The 14,483-nt window shown below is 58.1% G+C and carries 12 protein-coding genes; 8 read left to right on the top strand and 4 right to left on the bottom strand.

What is annotated here, in order from left to right; genetic code table 11:
* Window positions 1-100: 100 nt before the first annotated feature.
* The 3 genes from rraB to CSK29544_RS01945 are packed head-to-tail and all read left to right on the top strand — an operon-like array spanning window position 101 to window position 2,183.
* A complete protein-coding gene (rraB, locus tag CSK29544_RS01955; RefSeq protein WP_007854269.1) occupies window positions 101-520 on the top strand; it encodes a ribonuclease E inhibitor RraB in 420 nt (139 codons plus the stop codon).
* Window positions 521-567: 47 nt separating this feature from the next.
* Entirely contained in the window at window positions 568-1,332 is a 765-nt protein-coding gene (gene miaE, locus CSK29544_RS01950) for a tRNA isopentenyl-2-thiomethyl-A-37 hydroxylase MiaE (protein WP_007854271.1), read from the top strand.
* A 44-nt stretch (window positions 1,333-1,376) separates the two neighbouring features.
* A complete protein-coding gene (locus CSK29544_RS01945) occupies window positions 1,377-2,183 on the top strand; it encodes a hypothetical protein (protein ID WP_007891287.1) in 807 nt (268 codons plus the stop codon).
* A gap of 46 nt (window positions 2,184-2,229) precedes the next feature.
* Here the strand turns inward: CSK29544_RS01945 and CSK29544_RS01940 are convergent, their stop codons facing one another.
* Window positions 2,230-2,733, bottom strand: a complete 504-nt coding sequence (locus CSK29544_RS01940) for a GNAT family N-acetyltransferase (RefSeq protein ID WP_015387054.1) — start codon at window positions 2,731-2,733, stop codon at window positions 2,230-2,232.
* Window positions 2,734-2,927: 194 nt separating this feature from the next.
* Between CSK29544_RS01940 and CSK29544_RS01935 the strand changes: the two genes are divergently transcribed.
* On the top strand, window positions 2,928-4,130 hold the full coding sequence (locus CSK29544_RS01935; protein WP_029039488.1) for a YjgN family protein: 1,203 nt from the start codon (window positions 2,928-2,930) through the stop codon (window positions 4,128-4,130).
* A 116-nt stretch (window positions 4,131-4,246) separates the two neighbouring features.
* Here the strand turns inward: CSK29544_RS01935 and CSK29544_RS01930 are convergent, their stop codons facing one another.
* The 3 genes from CSK29544_RS01930 to pepA form a co-directional block, all read right to left on the bottom strand.
* On the bottom strand, window positions 4,247-7,102 hold the full coding sequence (locus CSK29544_RS01930; RefSeq protein ID WP_007891278.1) for a valine--tRNA ligase: 2,856 nt from the start codon (window positions 7,100-7,102) through the stop codon (window positions 4,247-4,249).
* 2 nt (window positions 7,103-7,104) lie between these two features.
* Window positions 7,105-7,566: a DNA polymerase III subunit chi gene (locus tag CSK29544_RS01925; protein ID WP_014729699.1), complete on the bottom strand. Its 462-nt coding sequence runs from the start codon at window positions 7,564-7,566 to the stop codon at window positions 7,105-7,107.
* A 260-nt stretch (window positions 7,567-7,826) separates the two neighbouring features.
* Window positions 7,827-9,338 (bottom strand): leucyl aminopeptidase, encoded by a 1,512-nt coding sequence (gene pepA, locus CSK29544_RS01920; protein ID WP_007780838.1) that lies wholly within the window; start codon window positions 9,336-9,338, stop codon window positions 7,827-7,829.
* Window positions 9,339-9,607: 269 nt separating this feature from the next.
* On the opposite strand from pepA, the gene lptF reads away from it, so the two are divergent.
* From lptF to CSK29544_RS01900, 4 genes are all read left to right on the top strand, one after another.
* Complete coding sequence (gene lptF, locus CSK29544_RS01915; RefSeq protein WP_007891270.1) at window positions 9,608-10,720, top strand: LPS export ABC transporter permease LptF; 1,113 nt, start codon at window positions 9,608-9,610, stop codon at window positions 10,718-10,720.
* Complete coding sequence (lptG, locus tag CSK29544_RS01910; protein ID WP_007891268.1) at window positions 10,707-11,789, top strand: LPS export ABC transporter permease LptG; 1,083 nt, start codon at window positions 10,707-10,709, stop codon at window positions 11,787-11,789. The genes lptF and lptG overlap by 14 nt, the downstream gene beginning before the upstream one ends.
* Window positions 11,790-11,853: 64 nt before the next feature.
* Entirely contained in the window at window positions 11,854-12,321 is a 468-nt protein-coding gene (locus tag CSK29544_RS01905; protein WP_029039487.1) for a hypothetical protein, read from the top strand.
* A 60-nt stretch (window positions 12,322-12,381) separates the two neighbouring features.
* Window positions 12,382-14,025 carry a dihydroxyacetone kinase subunit DhaK gene (locus tag CSK29544_RS01900; protein ID WP_029039486.1) on the top strand — a complete coding sequence of 548 codons (1,644 nt, stop codon included), beginning with the start codon at window positions 12,382-12,384 and terminating at the stop codon, window positions 14,023-14,025.
* The last annotated feature ends 458 nt before the right edge of the window (window positions 14,026-14,483 follow it).

The following is a 14,483-nucleotide window of genomic DNA, read 5'->3' as shown; positions in this document are numbered from 1 at the left end:
ATTTGCAACCCCCGGTGTTAAAACTTTGCCGTGAAAGGTGGAGGCATTCCCGCGGGTGTGTGAAAATAGAAGGTATCTGCCACACACTGAGGAACGAGCCATGGCAAACCCGGAATTACTGGAAGAGCAGCGCGAAGAGACGCGTCTGATTATTGAAGAGCTGCTTGAAGATGGCAGCGATCCTGACGCGCTGTACACCATTGAACACCATTTCTCGGCAGACGATTTCGACACGCTGGAGAAACTGGCGGTGGAAGTGTTTAAGCTTGGCTATGAAGTGACGGACCCGGAAGAGCTGGAGCTGGAAGAGGGCGGTGAAACCGTCATCTGCTGCGACGCGCTGAGCGAGTGCGCGCTGAACGCCGAACTTATCGACGCCCAGGTTGAACAGCTGATGAACCTGGCGGAGAAGTTTAACGTCGAATATGACGGCTGGGGCACTTACTTTGAAGACCCGGACGGCGAAGAAGACGAAGACGACGACGGCATGGATGAAGACGACGACGGTGTTCGTCACTAAGTCGCAGTTTGCGGCAGCGCTGCGCTGCCGCATTTCAGGAACCCCGCATGAATTACGACGCACTCCTCCTCCCCGTTAAAAATTTCCTTCACTGCGCCACCCCGCAAGCCTGGATAGATGAAGCCAGAGCGCCGGAAAACTTACCGCTGCTGCTGACCGACCACATGATTTGCGAGTTAAAAGCCGCGCAAACCGCAATGCTGCTCATTCGCCGCTATGTGGCGGATAAAAGCGGTTCCGATGAACTGCTCGGCTGGCTTCAGCCCTATGAAGATTTCACCTATCGCGAAGGGCCGGAGCCTGATTTCCTGGCGCTGCATAAGCGCATCGGCAAGAGCGTGATGCCGCACACCGACGATCCGTGGGGGCAGACGCTGATCGACAGCATGGTGCTGCTTATCAAAGAAGAACTACACCACTTCTGGCAGGTGCGCGAAATGATGCAGGCGCGTAACATCCCGTATGTCAAAATCACCGCCAGCCGCTATGCGCGCGGGATGCGACGCGAAATGCGCACGTATGAGCCCGCCACGCTTGTCGATAAACTGATTTGCGGCGCGTATATCGAAGCCCGCTCGTGCGAGCGTTTCGCCGCGCTGGCGCCGTATCTGGACGACGATTTGCAGAAGTTTTACCTGTCGCTGCTGCGCTCGGAAGCGCGCCACTATCAGGATTACCTCTCGCTGGCGCAGCAGATTTCGCCGGAGGACATCGCGCCGCGCGTGCAGGCGCTCGGCGAAGCGGAAGCGCGGCTGATTAATCAGCCTGACACCGAATTCCGTTTTCACAGCGGCGTACCGGTAAGCGCGTGAGCCGGCGGGCTTTATAAAAACTATCAATACCAAAGGGATAAAGGATGAACTGGAACCATGTCATGCTCTCCGCGCTGGTGGGCATCGTGCTCGCTGTCGTCGCGTCTGCGCTTTATAAGAAAGGCAAGGTCAATAAACTCGCGGCCGTCGCGATTTTTGTCGTCGGCATTGTGCTGTGGAATATCGCTGACATCGCGTGGCTGAGAAGCGCGAACACGTCGCCGGAGCAGGGCTTTGACGAGGTGTTTAACAGTATGCCGTTGTATAAACTCATTAAAGAGAAAGATCCGGCGTTCTACGCGCGCCTGCGTGGTCAGGCGCTGGAAATGGCGAAGCAGGGCAAAACGCAGCAGGATATTATCGACGCGATGCAGGCGAATATGGCCGAGCTTGAGATGCAGCGCATCCAGTTCGCGCCGGATGAAGATGTGATCGCGTATATGCGCGTCAATATGGAACAGACCCGCGAAATGCAGCAGCACAGCGACGACGCCTGTTTCCGCTTCCTGATGCCGCAGGTGAAAGGCGGCGTGAACCCGGTTCAGATGCTGTCGAAAGAGGTTATCGCGAAGCGTATGGATGTCGAAACGAAGCTGCTGTCGGCAAGTTACAGCCAGAACGCGCACAAGGTGACGCCGCAGGAGCAGAAAATGGCGGAAGAGACGCTGGCGCCGATTGGTCAGTCGCTGGCGGCGAAATATGGCGACACGATTGTGGTCTTTACCGATCCGCAAAAAGGCGTCGGTCAGGAAAAACAGGTCTGTAATATGGTGCAGGATCTCTGGCATGACGTGCTGGCGCTGCCGCCGGAAAAAGCCGGGCCGGTTATTCGTATCTCCATGCAGCAATAATAAAAAAGCCGGGTCAGCCCGGCTTTTTTATTTCACGCGTTTACGCTCAGAGCGTTTTTAACATTCGCACTTCGCAATCCACATGGCCGGTGCAGCCGAGCGGCTCGGAAATATGCGCGAAGCCCAGGCGTTCATACAGCGCAATCGCCTCTTTTAAAAAGGCGGTCGTTTCGAGATAGCAGCGGCGATAGCCTTGCGAGCGGGCGAAATCCATCGCCTGTAACGCCAGCTTTTTCGCAAGCCCTCTGCCGCGCGCGACGGGCAGAAAATACATTTTTTGCAGCTCGCAGATGTCCGTTTCGCTACAGGCCAGCGGCGCAATACCGCCGCCGCCCACGACTTCACCGTCTAATTCAATCACCCAGTACGCATGGCCTGGTTTGCTGTATTGCGTATACAGCACGTCGAGATTGGGGTCTGCGACGGTGTAGCCTTTATCCGCCGTCAGGCCATATTCCGCGGAAACCTGGCGGATCACTCTGGCGACCGTCGCGTTATCCGCGGCCGTCATTCTGCGCATAATAATGTCTACCGGCGCCTCAACATTCATCATTTACTCTGATGTCATCTGTTCAACATAGTGTTGTGCTTAATACCACTACAGGAAGAGTGACGCAAGCCCAGGAATATTGGCTGCTATTATTCTTTCCGGGGCTTTATTACACTAAAGTACGCACTGGATTAACCCTAAGATATTAACGGTTATAACGGCGCTTTTTTCTTTTTTACAGAATAAGGATTGTTATGTCGGACGATAATAAATTCCTGGCAGGGAATAAGACACACGCATTCTCGTTTCAGGGCAGCGGCGGTGGATATTTCCCCGTCTGGCTGGTCAACATACTGTTAACGGTGTTCACCGCCGGGCTGTTTTTACCCTGGGCGATGGTGCGCGCGCGCCGTTATTTTTACGAAAATACCGAACTGGCAGGCGCACGTTTTTCTTATCACGCCACAGGCGGCGCGATTTTCGTCGGCTGGATCTGCCTTGCGCTTCTCTACGTTGTATTTGTGATTAATGCAGTCTATGAAAATACCTTTTTAACCCTCTGCATGGTGCTGCTGTTTATCGCGTTTGCGCCGTTCCTTATTATGCAGGGCCTGCGCTACCAGCTGCTGATGACGAAGCTTAACGGCCTGCGTTTTAGCTTTAAAGCCAGCCCGCTGCGCGCCTGGTGGGTGATGCTCGGCTGCCCGCTGCTGATTGCGATTCTGGTGACAGCCGTGATGGGGCTGGTCTTTACGATTGCGGGTTCCAGCCAGAGTATGACCGGTATTATTGTCGGTATTGTGCTGTCGGTTCTGGTGGGGCTTGTGGGTACCGCGCTGATGCAGGGTATTTACGCCGCGCAGTGGTACGGCCTGCTGGTCAATAACCTGCAATATGGCAAACACCGTTTTGCGATTAACCTGAATGTAAAAACCTGCACCTTTATTTATCTCAAGGCGATGCTGCTGTTTGTGCCGTTTATCGCGGTAGCTTTGATTATGCTGGCGCCAGTAATGACTCAGATGTTGCATTACAGTGTATATGGTATGAATAGCCAGGAAGAAATGCTTAGCTTTTTGATATCGCTTATTATGAGCGTTTTACTGCCGTATTTCATTTATATGGTTGGCATCCTGGTCTGCTTTAGCTTCGCGTTTGTGAAACTGCGTAACTACGCCTATCAGCAGATGTCGCTGGAAGGCGGTATTACCTTCCGCTCCACCGCGAGCGTCGGTTCTTTTGTCTGGATCATTCTGAGCAATTTCATGGTCTGCGGTATCACCTTTGGTCTGGCGTGGCCGTGGGCGAAAGTGCGCCTGACGCGCTACCTGCTGGAAAACACCCATGTTGACGGCGAGCTGGACAACCTGGCGCTGGTCGATCACGACGAACAGCCGCGTAACGATCCGGCAAGCGTGCTGGGCCGTGGTTTCTCCATTCTGCCTTTCGCACTCTGAAAATGAGCGCGGGGCTTCGGCCCGCTAAAAGCATAACGGCGCTCAGTTGAGCGCCGTTTTTTTGCGAAATACCGCCATAAAAAAAGCCGGGTCGCCCCGGCTTTTATTCAACTGACTTACAGTGCGCTAATGACGCCCTGCTGTTCTATCAGTTTGGCTTTCGCCTCATGATAGCCCGCCAGTTTTTCGCGCTCTTTGGCGATAACGGCTTCCGGCGCGCGGGCCACAAAGCCTTCGTTACCGAGTTTGCTTTCGATGCGGCCGATTTCGCCTTCGATTTTGGCCACTTCTTTCGCAAGACGCGCCAGCTCGGCGTCTTTATCAATCAGCCCAGCCATCGGGATCAGCAGCTCGGCACCGTCGATGATTTTGGTCACCGACACCGGACCTTTGTCATCGGCAGGCAGCACGGTAATGCTTTCAAGGCGCGCCAGCGTCTGCAGGAAGCCGCGGTTGTCGTTAACACGACGCTGTGCGTCCTGGCTGCAACCGCGCAGCAGCAGCGCCAGCGGTTTGCCCGGCGCGATGTTCATCTCGGCGCGAATATTACGCACGGCGATGATAGCCTGCTTCAGCCACTCGGTATCCGCCAGCGCCGCGTCGTCCACGCGGGAAGCATCAAACGCCGGGAACGGCTGGAGCATAATGGTATCGGCGTCGATACCGGCAAGCACTTTCACGCGCTGCCAGATGGTTTCCGTAATGAACGGGATGATCGGATGCGCGAGACGCAGCAGACCTTCCAGTACGGTCACCAGCGTGTTGCGGGTACCGCGCAGTTCAGCTTCTGAACCGCCGTTCATGACCGGCTTGGTCAGCTCCAGATACCAGTCGCAGAACTGGTTCCAGGTGAATTCATACAGGATGCCCGCCGCGATATCGAAGCGGAAATTATCCAGCGCTTCGCGGTACGCTTTCACGGTCTGGTTGAATTCCGCCAGGATCCAGCGATCGGCCAGCGACAGCACTTTCTCGCCGCCGTTAAAGCCGCAATCCTGATCTTCGGTGTTCATCAGCACGAAACGGCTGGCGTTCCACAGCTTGTTACAGAAGTTGCGGTAGCCTTCGAGACGCTTCATGTCCCAGTTGATGTCGCGACCGGTAGAGGCCAGCGCCGCCAGCGTAAAGCGCAGGGCGTCGGTGCCGTGCGGCTCGATGCCTTCCGGGAACTGCTTCTCGGTGCGCTTGCGGATTTTCTCCGCCAGCTGCGGCTGCATCATGTTACCGGTGCGTTTCTCCAGCAATTCTTCCAGCGTGATGCCGTCAACCATATCCAGCGGGTCGATCACGTTGCCCTTGGATTTGGACATCTTCTGGCCTTCGTCGTCGCGGATAAGACCGGTCATGTAGACGGTCTTGAACGGCACCTGCGGTTTGCCGTTTTCATCTTTGATGAAGTGCATGGTCATCATGATCATGCGGGCAATCCAGAAGAAGATGATGTCAAAGCCGGAGACCATGACGCTGGTCGGGTGGAACTGACGCAGCGCGTCGGTGTTTTCCGGCCAGCCGAGGGTGGAGAACGTCCAGAGCGCGGAGGAGAACCAGGTGTCCAGTACGTCGTCGTCCTGGCGCAGCGCGACGTCCGCGGACAGGTTATTTTCCTGACGTACTTCCTCTTCGCTGCGGCCTACGTAGACGTTGCCTTCGGCGTCGTACCAGGCCGGAATGCGGTGGCCCCACCAGAGCTGACGGGAGATACACCAGTCCTGAATATCGCGCATCCAGGAGAAATACATGTTTTCGTACTGCTTCGGTACGAACTGGATATCGCCGTTTTCTACCGCTTCCACCGCCGGTTTCGCCAGCACGTCGGCGCGGACGTACCACTGGTCGGTCAGCATCGGTTCGATAACCACGCCGCCGCGATCGCCGTAAGGCACGGTCAGATCGTGCGGTTTGATCTCTTCGAGCAGGCCGAGTTCATCCACGGCCGCCACGATCGCTTTACGCGCGGCGAAGCGTTCCATCTTCTGGAACTGCGCCGGGATCTCGTTTGAATAAACGTCAGATTCGTTGCCTTTGGTGTCGTAGACTTCCGCGCTTTCACGGATATCGCCGTCGAAAGTCAGGATGTTGATCATCGGCAGCTGATGACGACGACCCACTTCGTAGTCGTTGAAATCGTGCGCCGGGGTTATCTTCACGCAGCCGGTGCCTTTTTCCATATCGGCGTGTTCGTCGCCGACGATCGGGATGCGGCGGTTAACCAGCGGCAGCACGACATATTTGCCGATCAGATCTTTATAACGAGGATCTTCCGGGTTTACGGCAACGCCGGTATCGCCCAGCAGGGTTTCCGGGCGGGTGGTGGCGACTACCAGGTAATCTTTGCCGTCGGCGGTTTTCGCGCCGTCCGCCAGCGGATAGCGGATATGCCACATCGAGCCTTTTGACTCGCGGTTTTCCACTTCCAGGTCAGAGATGGCGGTGCGCAGTTTCGGGTCCCAGTTCACGAGACGCTTGCCGCGATAGATCAGATCTTCTTTATAAAGACGGACGAACACCTCTTTCACCGCGTTGGAGAGGCCTTCATCCATGGTGAAGCGTTCGCGCTCCCAGTCCACCGAGTTACCCAGACGACGCATCTGGCGCGTGATGGTGCCGCCGGATTCCGCTTTCCACTCCCAGATTTTGTCGATGAAGGCGTCGCGGCCGTAGTCGTGGCGGGTTTTACCTTCTTCAGCGGCGATTTTACGCTCGACGACCATTTGGGTCGCGATACCGGCGTGGTCGGTGCCGACCTGCCACAGGGTGTTTTTACCCTGCATACGCTGGTAGCGGATCATGGTGTCCATGATGGTTTGCTGGAAGGCGTGACCCATATGCAAACTGCCGGTGACGTTCGGCGGCGGGATCATGATGCAGAAGCTTTCCTGGCTCTCGTCGCCGTTGGGTTTGAAATAGCCCTGCTGCTCCCAGTGCTCGTAAAGCGGCTGTTCGATATCTTGGGGGTTATATGTCTTTTCCATTTCTACTGTGTCGTTCCGGGCGCCGTGAAGGTGGCCGTGGTCAAGTGGAAACCGGCGGCGCGATAGGCTTTGTAGCGTTCGCGCGCCAGTTGTTTCTGGGATTCGTCGTAAGGTACGAAGTCTACCACTTCATAGAAAGCAGTGGCAAAAGCTGCGAATTCCGGCAGCAGGCTTATCAGAAGCTCCCGCGGGCTGCTGCCGCGTTTTTGCGGCCAGGCTATTTCCACCGGCGCGCCGCCGCGCGGCCCTTCACCTGCGAGATTGTGCGGCACGAAGCTGTCCGGGTCGCGCTTCCAGAGCGCTTCGTCGATGCGGGTGGCTTGGGCTTCGTCGACGCAGGCAATCAGGATGCGTTTCCCTGCGCGCCAGCGCGCAGCGGCAACGTCGCACACCAGTTGTTCGACGGCGCTCAGGCCGTCGGCGGTGTCGTCGTTGTCCAGCAGGTAAAACGTTGCGTTCTTCATAAGCGATACCCGTGGTGTTTCACGTTGCCTCGTTGTTGGCTGCAAACGTCGCCCTGATTCGGGTAGGACGAGTTGTTGTCGGGAGATGGCGGGTAGCGCTACGCTGACCCGCCCTACGGGGTTTTGCCCCACCGCCAGCGTACATAAATGTTTGGTAGGGTGGGTAAGCAAAGCGCACCCACCGTTTACCGTATCGCCAGCATACCTGACGGTGTTTGGTAGGGTGGGTAAGCGAAGCGCGCCCACCGTCTGTCAGAGTCTTACTCTTCGCCGTTAAACCCGGCGCGGTTTAGCAGGAACTGCGACAGCAGCGCAACCGGGCGGCCGGTCGCGCCCTTCGCCTTGCCGGAGCGCCAGGCGGTGCCGGCGATATCCAGGTGCGCCCAGTTATATTTACGCGTAAAGCGCGACAGGAAACACCCGGCGGTAATCGCGCCGCCAGGGCGGCCACCGATATTCGCCATATCCGCGAAGTTCGACTCCAGCTGCTCCTGGAACTCGTCCGCCAGCGGCAGACGCCAGGCGCGGTCGCCCGCCTGCTCGGACGCGCTGATAAGCTCATGCGCCAGCGGGTTGTGGTTCGACATTAGCCCGGTGATGTGATGGCCAAGCGCAATCACGCACGCGCCGGTCAGCGTCGCCACATCGATGACCACTTCCGGGTCGAAGCGCTCGACATACGTCAGCACATCGCACAGCACCAGACGGCCTTCGGCGTCGGTATTCAGCACTTCCACCGTCTGGCCGGACATGGTTGTCAGCACGTCGCCCGGACGATACGCGCGTCCGCCTGGCATGTTTTCACAGCCCGCCAGAATACCGGTCACGTTCACCGGCAGGTTCAGCTCAGCCACCATGCGCATCACGCCGTACACCGCCGCCGCGCCGCACATGTCATATTTCATCTCGTCCATCCCTTCGGACGGTTTAATCGAGATGCCGCCGGAGTCAAAGGTCAGCCCTTTGCCCACCAGCACAATCGGACGGGCGTCCGGCTCGCTGCTGCCTTTATATTCAATCACCGACATCAGGGATTCGTTCTGCGAGCCTTCGCCCACCGCGAGGTACGAATGCATGCCCAACTCTTTCATTTGCTGTTCGCCAATCACGCGGGTGACGACGTTTTTGCTAAAGGAGTCGGCCAGCTGGCGCGCCTGCGAGGCGAGGTAGGCGGCGTTACAGATGTTCGGCGGCATATTGCCCAGATCTTTGGCCGCTTTAATACCGGAAGCGATCGCCAGACCGTGCTGGATCGCACGCTCGCCGCTGGTGAGTTCACGGCGGGTCGGCACGTTGAACACCATTTTGCGCAGCGGACGACGCGGCTCGCTCTTGTTCGTCTTTAACTGATCGAAGCTGTAGAGCGTCTCTTTCGCCGTCTCTACCGCCTGGCGCACTTTCCAGTACGTGTTGCGGCCTTTGACGTGCAGCTCGGTCAGGAAGCAAACCGCTTCCATCGATCCGGTATCATTCAGAGTATTAATGGTTTTCTGAATCACCTGCTTATACTGACGCTCATCCAGCTCGCGCTCTTTGCCGCAGCCGATAAGCAGGATACGTTCTGACAACACATTCGGAACGTGATGAAGCAACAAGGTCTGGCCCGGTTTGCCCTCCAGCTCACCGCGACGCAGCAAGGCGCTGATATAGCCGTCGCTGATTTTATCGAGTTGTTCGGCGATGGGAGAGAGACGGCGCGGCTCAAAGACGCCTACAACAATGCAGGCACTGCGCTGTTTTTCCGGGCTCCCGCTTTTTACACTGAACTCCATGCACTACGCTCCTGAATCTTAAAGACAACGGCGGCGGCTACAGATAGAATTGACCACTTCGTAACTCTTGCTCCGCTGTTGCGATGACTTCGTGTTAATCTTAACGAATGTTGTTTTGGTTTCGGCTCGTCAGCAACGCTTGAAGCGCGAAGCCGTTAAGATAAGTAATCTTAGCGATCTTTTCGACGACTCAAGAGAATAAATGACGTTTAAGCCATGAAACAAGCGATTTTCCTGCAAAAAGACTCGTATTCACAGGCGTATTTAATGTGATAATCATAAGATATCTGGTTCGGGAGACGCTCAAAAGCCAACTGGCGATTTTGTTCATCCTGCTACTGATCTTCTTCTGCCAGAAACTGGTGAGAATTCTTGGCGCGGCGGTGGACGGCGATATTCCGACAAACCTCGTGCTTTCGCTCCTTGGCCTGGGCGTGCCCGAAATGGCGCAACTTATCCTGCCGTTAAGCTTGTTCCTCGCGCTATTGATGACGCTTGGCAGGCTCTATACCGAAAGTGAAATCACCGTCATGCACGCCTGCGGGCTGAGTAAAGCGGTGCTGGTGAAAGCCGCGATGGTGCTCGCGCTGCTGACCGGCATTGTCGCTGCGGTGAACGTGATGTGGGCAGGGCCGTGGTCGTCGCGCCATCAGGACGAAGTGCTCGCGGAGGCGAAAGCCAACCCCGGCATGGCGGCGCTCGCGCAGGGGCAGTTCCAGCAGGCGACCGACGGTAACGCGGTGCTGTTTATCGAAAGCGTGAACGGCAGCAAATTCAATGATGTCTTCCTGGCGCAGCTGCGCCCGAAAGGCAACGCGCGTCCTTCTGTGGTTGTCGCCGATTCCGGCGAACTCTCGCAGCGTAAGGACGGCTCGCAGGTGGTGACGCTCAATCAGGGCACCCGCTTTGAAGGCACCGCGATGCTGCGCGATTTCCGTATCACGGATTTTAAAGATTATAAGGCGATCATTGGCCACCAGGCCGTCGCGCTGGACCCGGACGACGCCGAGCAGATGGACATGAAAACGCTCTGGCAGGCTAACTCCAAATCGGCGCGCGCCGAGTTTCACTGGCGTCTGACGCTGGTGTTCGCGGTCATCGTGATGGCGCTGATGGTCGTGCCGCTCTCGGTGGTCAACCCGCGTCAGGGCCGCGTGCTCTCGATGCTGCCCGCGATGCTGCTTTATCTTATCTTCTTCCTGCTCCAGACTTCGCTGCGCTCCAACGGCGCGAAAGGCAAGCTTGATCCGCTGATCTGGATGTGGGCCGTTAACCTGCTTTATCTGGCGCTGGCCGTGGCGCTGAACCTGTGGGACACGGTGCCAATGCGCCGCATCCGCGCCCGCTTTGCTCGTCGGGGAGTGATCGATGCTGGGATTTAGCGTTCTCGACCGGTATATCGGCAGAACAATTTTCAACACCATAATGATGACGCTGTTCATGCTGGTGTCGCTGTCGGGCATTATCAAATTCGTCGATCAGCTGAAAAAGACCGGCGAAGGCAGCTACACCGCGCTTGGCGCGGGGACATACACGCTGCTGAGCGTGCCGAAAGATATCCAGATCTTCTTCCCGATGGCCGCGCTGCTTGGCGCGCTGTTGGGGTTAGGGATGCTGGCGCAGCGTAGCGAGCTGGTCGTTATGCAGGCCTCCGGCTTTACCCGTATGCAGGTGGCCGCCTCCGTGATGAAAACCGCCATTCCGCTGGTTATCTTCACGATGGCTATCGGCGAATGGGTGGCACCGCAGGGCGAGCAGATGGCCCGTAACCTGCGTGCGCAGCAGATGTATGGCGGTTCGCTGCTCTCGACCCAGCAGGGGATGTGGGCAAAAGACGGCAATAATTTTGTGTATATCGAACGCGTAAAAGGCGAAAACGAGCTGGGCGGTATCAGCATCTACGCCTTTAACGATAAGCGTCGTCTGGAATCGGTCCGCTACGCCGCCAACGCGAAGTTTGACGCTGAACACAAGCTGTGGCGTCTGTCGCAGGTGGATGAGTCAAATCTCAAAAACCCGCAGCAGATAACCGGCTCCCAGACGCTGACCGGCACCTGGAAAACTAACCTGACGCCGGACAAGCTCGGCGTCGTGGCGCTGGATCCAGACGCGCTGTCGATAAGCGGGCTGCGTAATTACGTCAAGTATCTGAAAGCGAGCGGCCAGGACGCCAGCCGTTATCAGCTCAACATGTGGAGCAAAATCTTCCAGCCGCTCTCTGTGGCGGTGATGATGCTGATGGCGCTGTCGTTTATCTTCGGGCCGCTGCGCAGCGTGCCGATGGGCGTGCGCGTCGTAACGGGTATCAGCTTCGGCTTTATCTTCTACGTGCTGGACCAAATCTTCGGGCCGCTGAGCCTGGTGTACGGCATTCCGCCGATTATCGGCGCGCTGCTGCCGAGCGCCAGCTTCTTCCTGATAAGCCTCTGGCTGCTGATGAAACGCGCCTGATGCCTTGCGCACTCCCTCGCTCGGGGGAGTGCGGTTCCTCGCTTTTCACGTTTGCCGGGAAGCCATGAAAAGACTCGCCTCGCTGTTCCTCCTGTTCTTCGCCCATCTCGCCTTTGTGCCTGAGGCGCTGATTGTGATTCTGATAGTGGGCGCTTACTTTTATTTTCGCGATCCGCTGCCGTGGCTGGTCTTTGAGGGAGCCGTGTTCGCCGTGCAGGCGCTGCTTTTCACGCTGCTCGCGCAGCATGTGGACCGCCGCAGTCTGGCGGTGGGCGTGGTGACCGCCGGTTCCCCACAGGAGAAAGAGGCTGACGAGGTGCTGCGCCTGTTCTCGCTTGGCGAACACCTGCTTTTTGCGATAACCAGCGCCACGCTGCCGTATTTCATCCTGAGCTTTTTTATCTTCGACGGGCGTGTCGCCTTCTGGCTGCACACCGCGTTTCTGGCCGCCGTGTTAGTGGGCGTTCACTTTGCTGGCCGCTGGCTGGATCGCCTGCAAAAGCGGCGCGGTTACGGCGAATACGGGCTCTGACCGCCGCTTGCCTGCGAAACAGCTATGCTTTGCATACCGTTCACTGATTCGCAGGAAACCATGTCCAGATTCTTTTTTGACGACCGTAAACGCCTTATCAACGACGCCGTTGACGGGCTTATCCTCAGCGCCCGCCACCAAAACCTCACCCGCCTTGATATCGACCCGGCGATTCGCATCGTGGCCCGCCGCGACTGGGATAAAAGCAAAGTCGCGGTGATCTCCGGCGGCGGCTCCGGCCATGAGCCCGCGCACGCAGGTTTTGTGGGTAAGGGAATGCTCACTGCCGCCGTCTGCGGCGATCTCTTTGCCTCGCCGAGCGTGGATGCCGTACTGAACGCCATTGTGGCGGTGACGGGCGACCACGGCTGTCTGCTCATCGTGAAAAACTACACCGGCGACCGGCTGAACTTCGGCCTGGCGGCGGAGAAAGCCAAACGCCACGGGCTGAAAGTGGAGATGGTGATCGTCTCCGACGACGTCGCGCTGCCGGATAACAAACAGCCGCGCGGCATCGCCGGCACGGCGCTGGTGCATAAAATCGCCGGTTTCGCCGCCGAACAGGGCAAATCGTTAAGCGACGTGCGCGCGCTGGCGCAGCAGGCGAGCGACGCGGTGAAAAGCCTCGGCGTGGCGCTGCAGACCTGTAGTCTGCCGGGCAGCACCGAAGACGGGCGTATCAAACAGGGCGAGGCGGAACTGGGGCTTGGCATTCACGGCGAGCCCGGTGCCAGCACTATCGGCACCCAGAACAGCCGGGAAATTGTGGCGACGCTGGTGGAGAGCCTGACAGCGCAGGTGCCCGCCGACGCGCGCCTAGCGGTGCTGATCAATAACCTCGGCGGCACGTCTGCGTTGGAGATGGCGCTGCTGACCCGTGAGCTGTCGCGCTCGGCGCTGAAAGACCGCATCGACTGGCTTATCGGCCCCGCGCCGCTCGTGAGCGCGCTCGACATGAAAGGTTTTTCGCTCTCTTTGTTGCCGCTCAACGACATTTTCACAGAGGCGCTGAACGCGCCGGTGGAGACCGCAGGCTGGATAGTGCCGGTGGCGTTCGGCGAGCCGCACGCGCAGTCGCTCCCGCTGGTGCGTGACAGCGTTGAGGCCACGCCTTCCGATAATCCACACGTGCGCAGGCTTCTGGACCGCGCCACGGCCGCGCTTATCGCGCAGGAAGCGCACCTTAACGCGCTTGATGCGAAAGTGGGCGACGGCGATACCGGCTCCACCTTTGCTGAAGGCGCGCGGGATATCGCGCAGAAGCTTGCGAATAATCAGTTGCCGCAGAACGACGCCGCCGCGCTGTTGCAGCTCATCGGCGAGCGTCTTGCGACGGTGATGGGCGGCTCCAGCGGCGTTCTGATGTCGATTTTCTTTACCGCCGCCGGGCAGAAGGTGGCCGATGGCGCCGCGCTGCCCGACGCGCTGCTGGCGGGTCTGGCGCAGATGAAGCATTACGGCGGCGCGGCCCCAGGCGATCGGACGCTCATCGACGCCCTGCAACCGGCGCTGGAAGCGTTAAGAGACAAAGGGATTGCCGCCGCCGCGCAGGCCGCGGAGCAGGGCGCAAAAGCCACCGCGCAGATGGGCCAGGCCAGAGCCGGGCGCTCGTCCTATGTGGGGAGCGATAACCTCGCAGGAGTGGAAGATCCGGGCGCCGTGGCGGTCGCAGGCGTGTTTAAGGCGATAACCCAGGGGGGTTAAGCTCTGGCGTTAAGGCGGGTGCGCTTCGCTTACCCGCCCTACGGTGAGCCCAGGGTTTTGTAGGGTGGGTAAGCGAAGCGCACCCACCATAAAACCCATCGCCACTTCCCCTGTAGGGTGGGTAAGCTTGCGCACCCACCATAAAACCCACCGCCGCTTCCCGTGTAGGGTGGGTAAGCTTGCGCACCCACCATAAAACTCACCGCCACTTCCCTTGTAGGGTGGGTAAGCTTGCGCACCCACCATGAACCCACCGCCGCTTCCCGTGTAGGGTGGGTAAGCTTCGCGCACCCACCATGAACCCACCACCACTTCCCGTGTAGGGTGGGTAAGCGCAGCGCACCCACCACCTCAATCCCCACCACTGCAATACCCACTTCCCCACCAGAATCAGGAGCATAGCCTTGCGCCTCGCTATGCTACCATTCCGCCTCTTCCCCCTTAAAAAAGCGATGAGC

The organism is Cronobacter sakazakii, assembly GCF_000982825.1.
Classification (GTDB): domain Bacteria; phylum Pseudomonadota; class Gammaproteobacteria; order Enterobacterales; family Enterobacteriaceae; genus Cronobacter; species Cronobacter sakazakii.
The sequence above is the reverse complement of the archived record's forward strand: the minus strand, read 5'-3'. Positions and strand labels throughout refer to the sequence as shown.

Coding starts and splice junctions, on each gene's coding strand:
- rraB (WP_007854269.1), top strand. CDS start 101: ATGGCAAACCCGGAATTACTGGAAGAGCAGCGCGAAGAGACGCGTCTG.
- miaE (WP_007854271.1), top strand. CDS start 568: ATGAATTACGACGCACTCCTCCTCCCCGTTAAAAATTTCCTTCACTGC.
- CSK29544_RS01945 (WP_007891287.1), top strand. CDS start 1,377: ATGAACTGGAACCATGTCATGCTCTCCGCGCTGGTGGGCATCGTGCTC.
- CSK29544_RS01940 (WP_015387054.1), bottom strand. CDS start 2,733: ATGAATGTTGAGGCGCCGGTAGACATTATTATGCGCAGAATGACGGCC.
- CSK29544_RS01935 (WP_029039488.1), top strand. CDS start 2,928: ATGTCGGACGATAATAAATTCCTGGCAGGGAATAAGACACACGCATTC.
- CSK29544_RS01930 (WP_007891278.1), bottom strand. CDS start 7,102: ATGGAAAAGACATATAACCCCCAAGATATCGAACAGCCGCTTTACGAG.
- CSK29544_RS01925 (WP_014729699.1), bottom strand. CDS start 7,566: ATGAAGAACGCAACGTTTTACCTGCTGGACAACGACGACACCGCCGAC.
- pepA (WP_007780838.1), bottom strand. CDS start 9,338: ATGGAGTTCAGTGTAAAAAGCGGGAGCCCGGAAAAACAGCGCAGTGCC.
- lptG (WP_007891268.1), top strand. CDS start 10,707: ATGCTGGGATTTAGCGTTCTCGACCGGTATATCGGCAGAACAATTTTC.
- CSK29544_RS01905 (WP_029039487.1), top strand. CDS start 11,854: ATGAAAAGACTCGCCTCGCTGTTCCTCCTGTTCTTCGCCCATCTCGCC.
- CSK29544_RS01900 (WP_029039486.1), top strand. CDS start 12,382: ATGTCCAGATTCTTTTTTGACGACCGTAAACGCCTTATCAACGACGCC.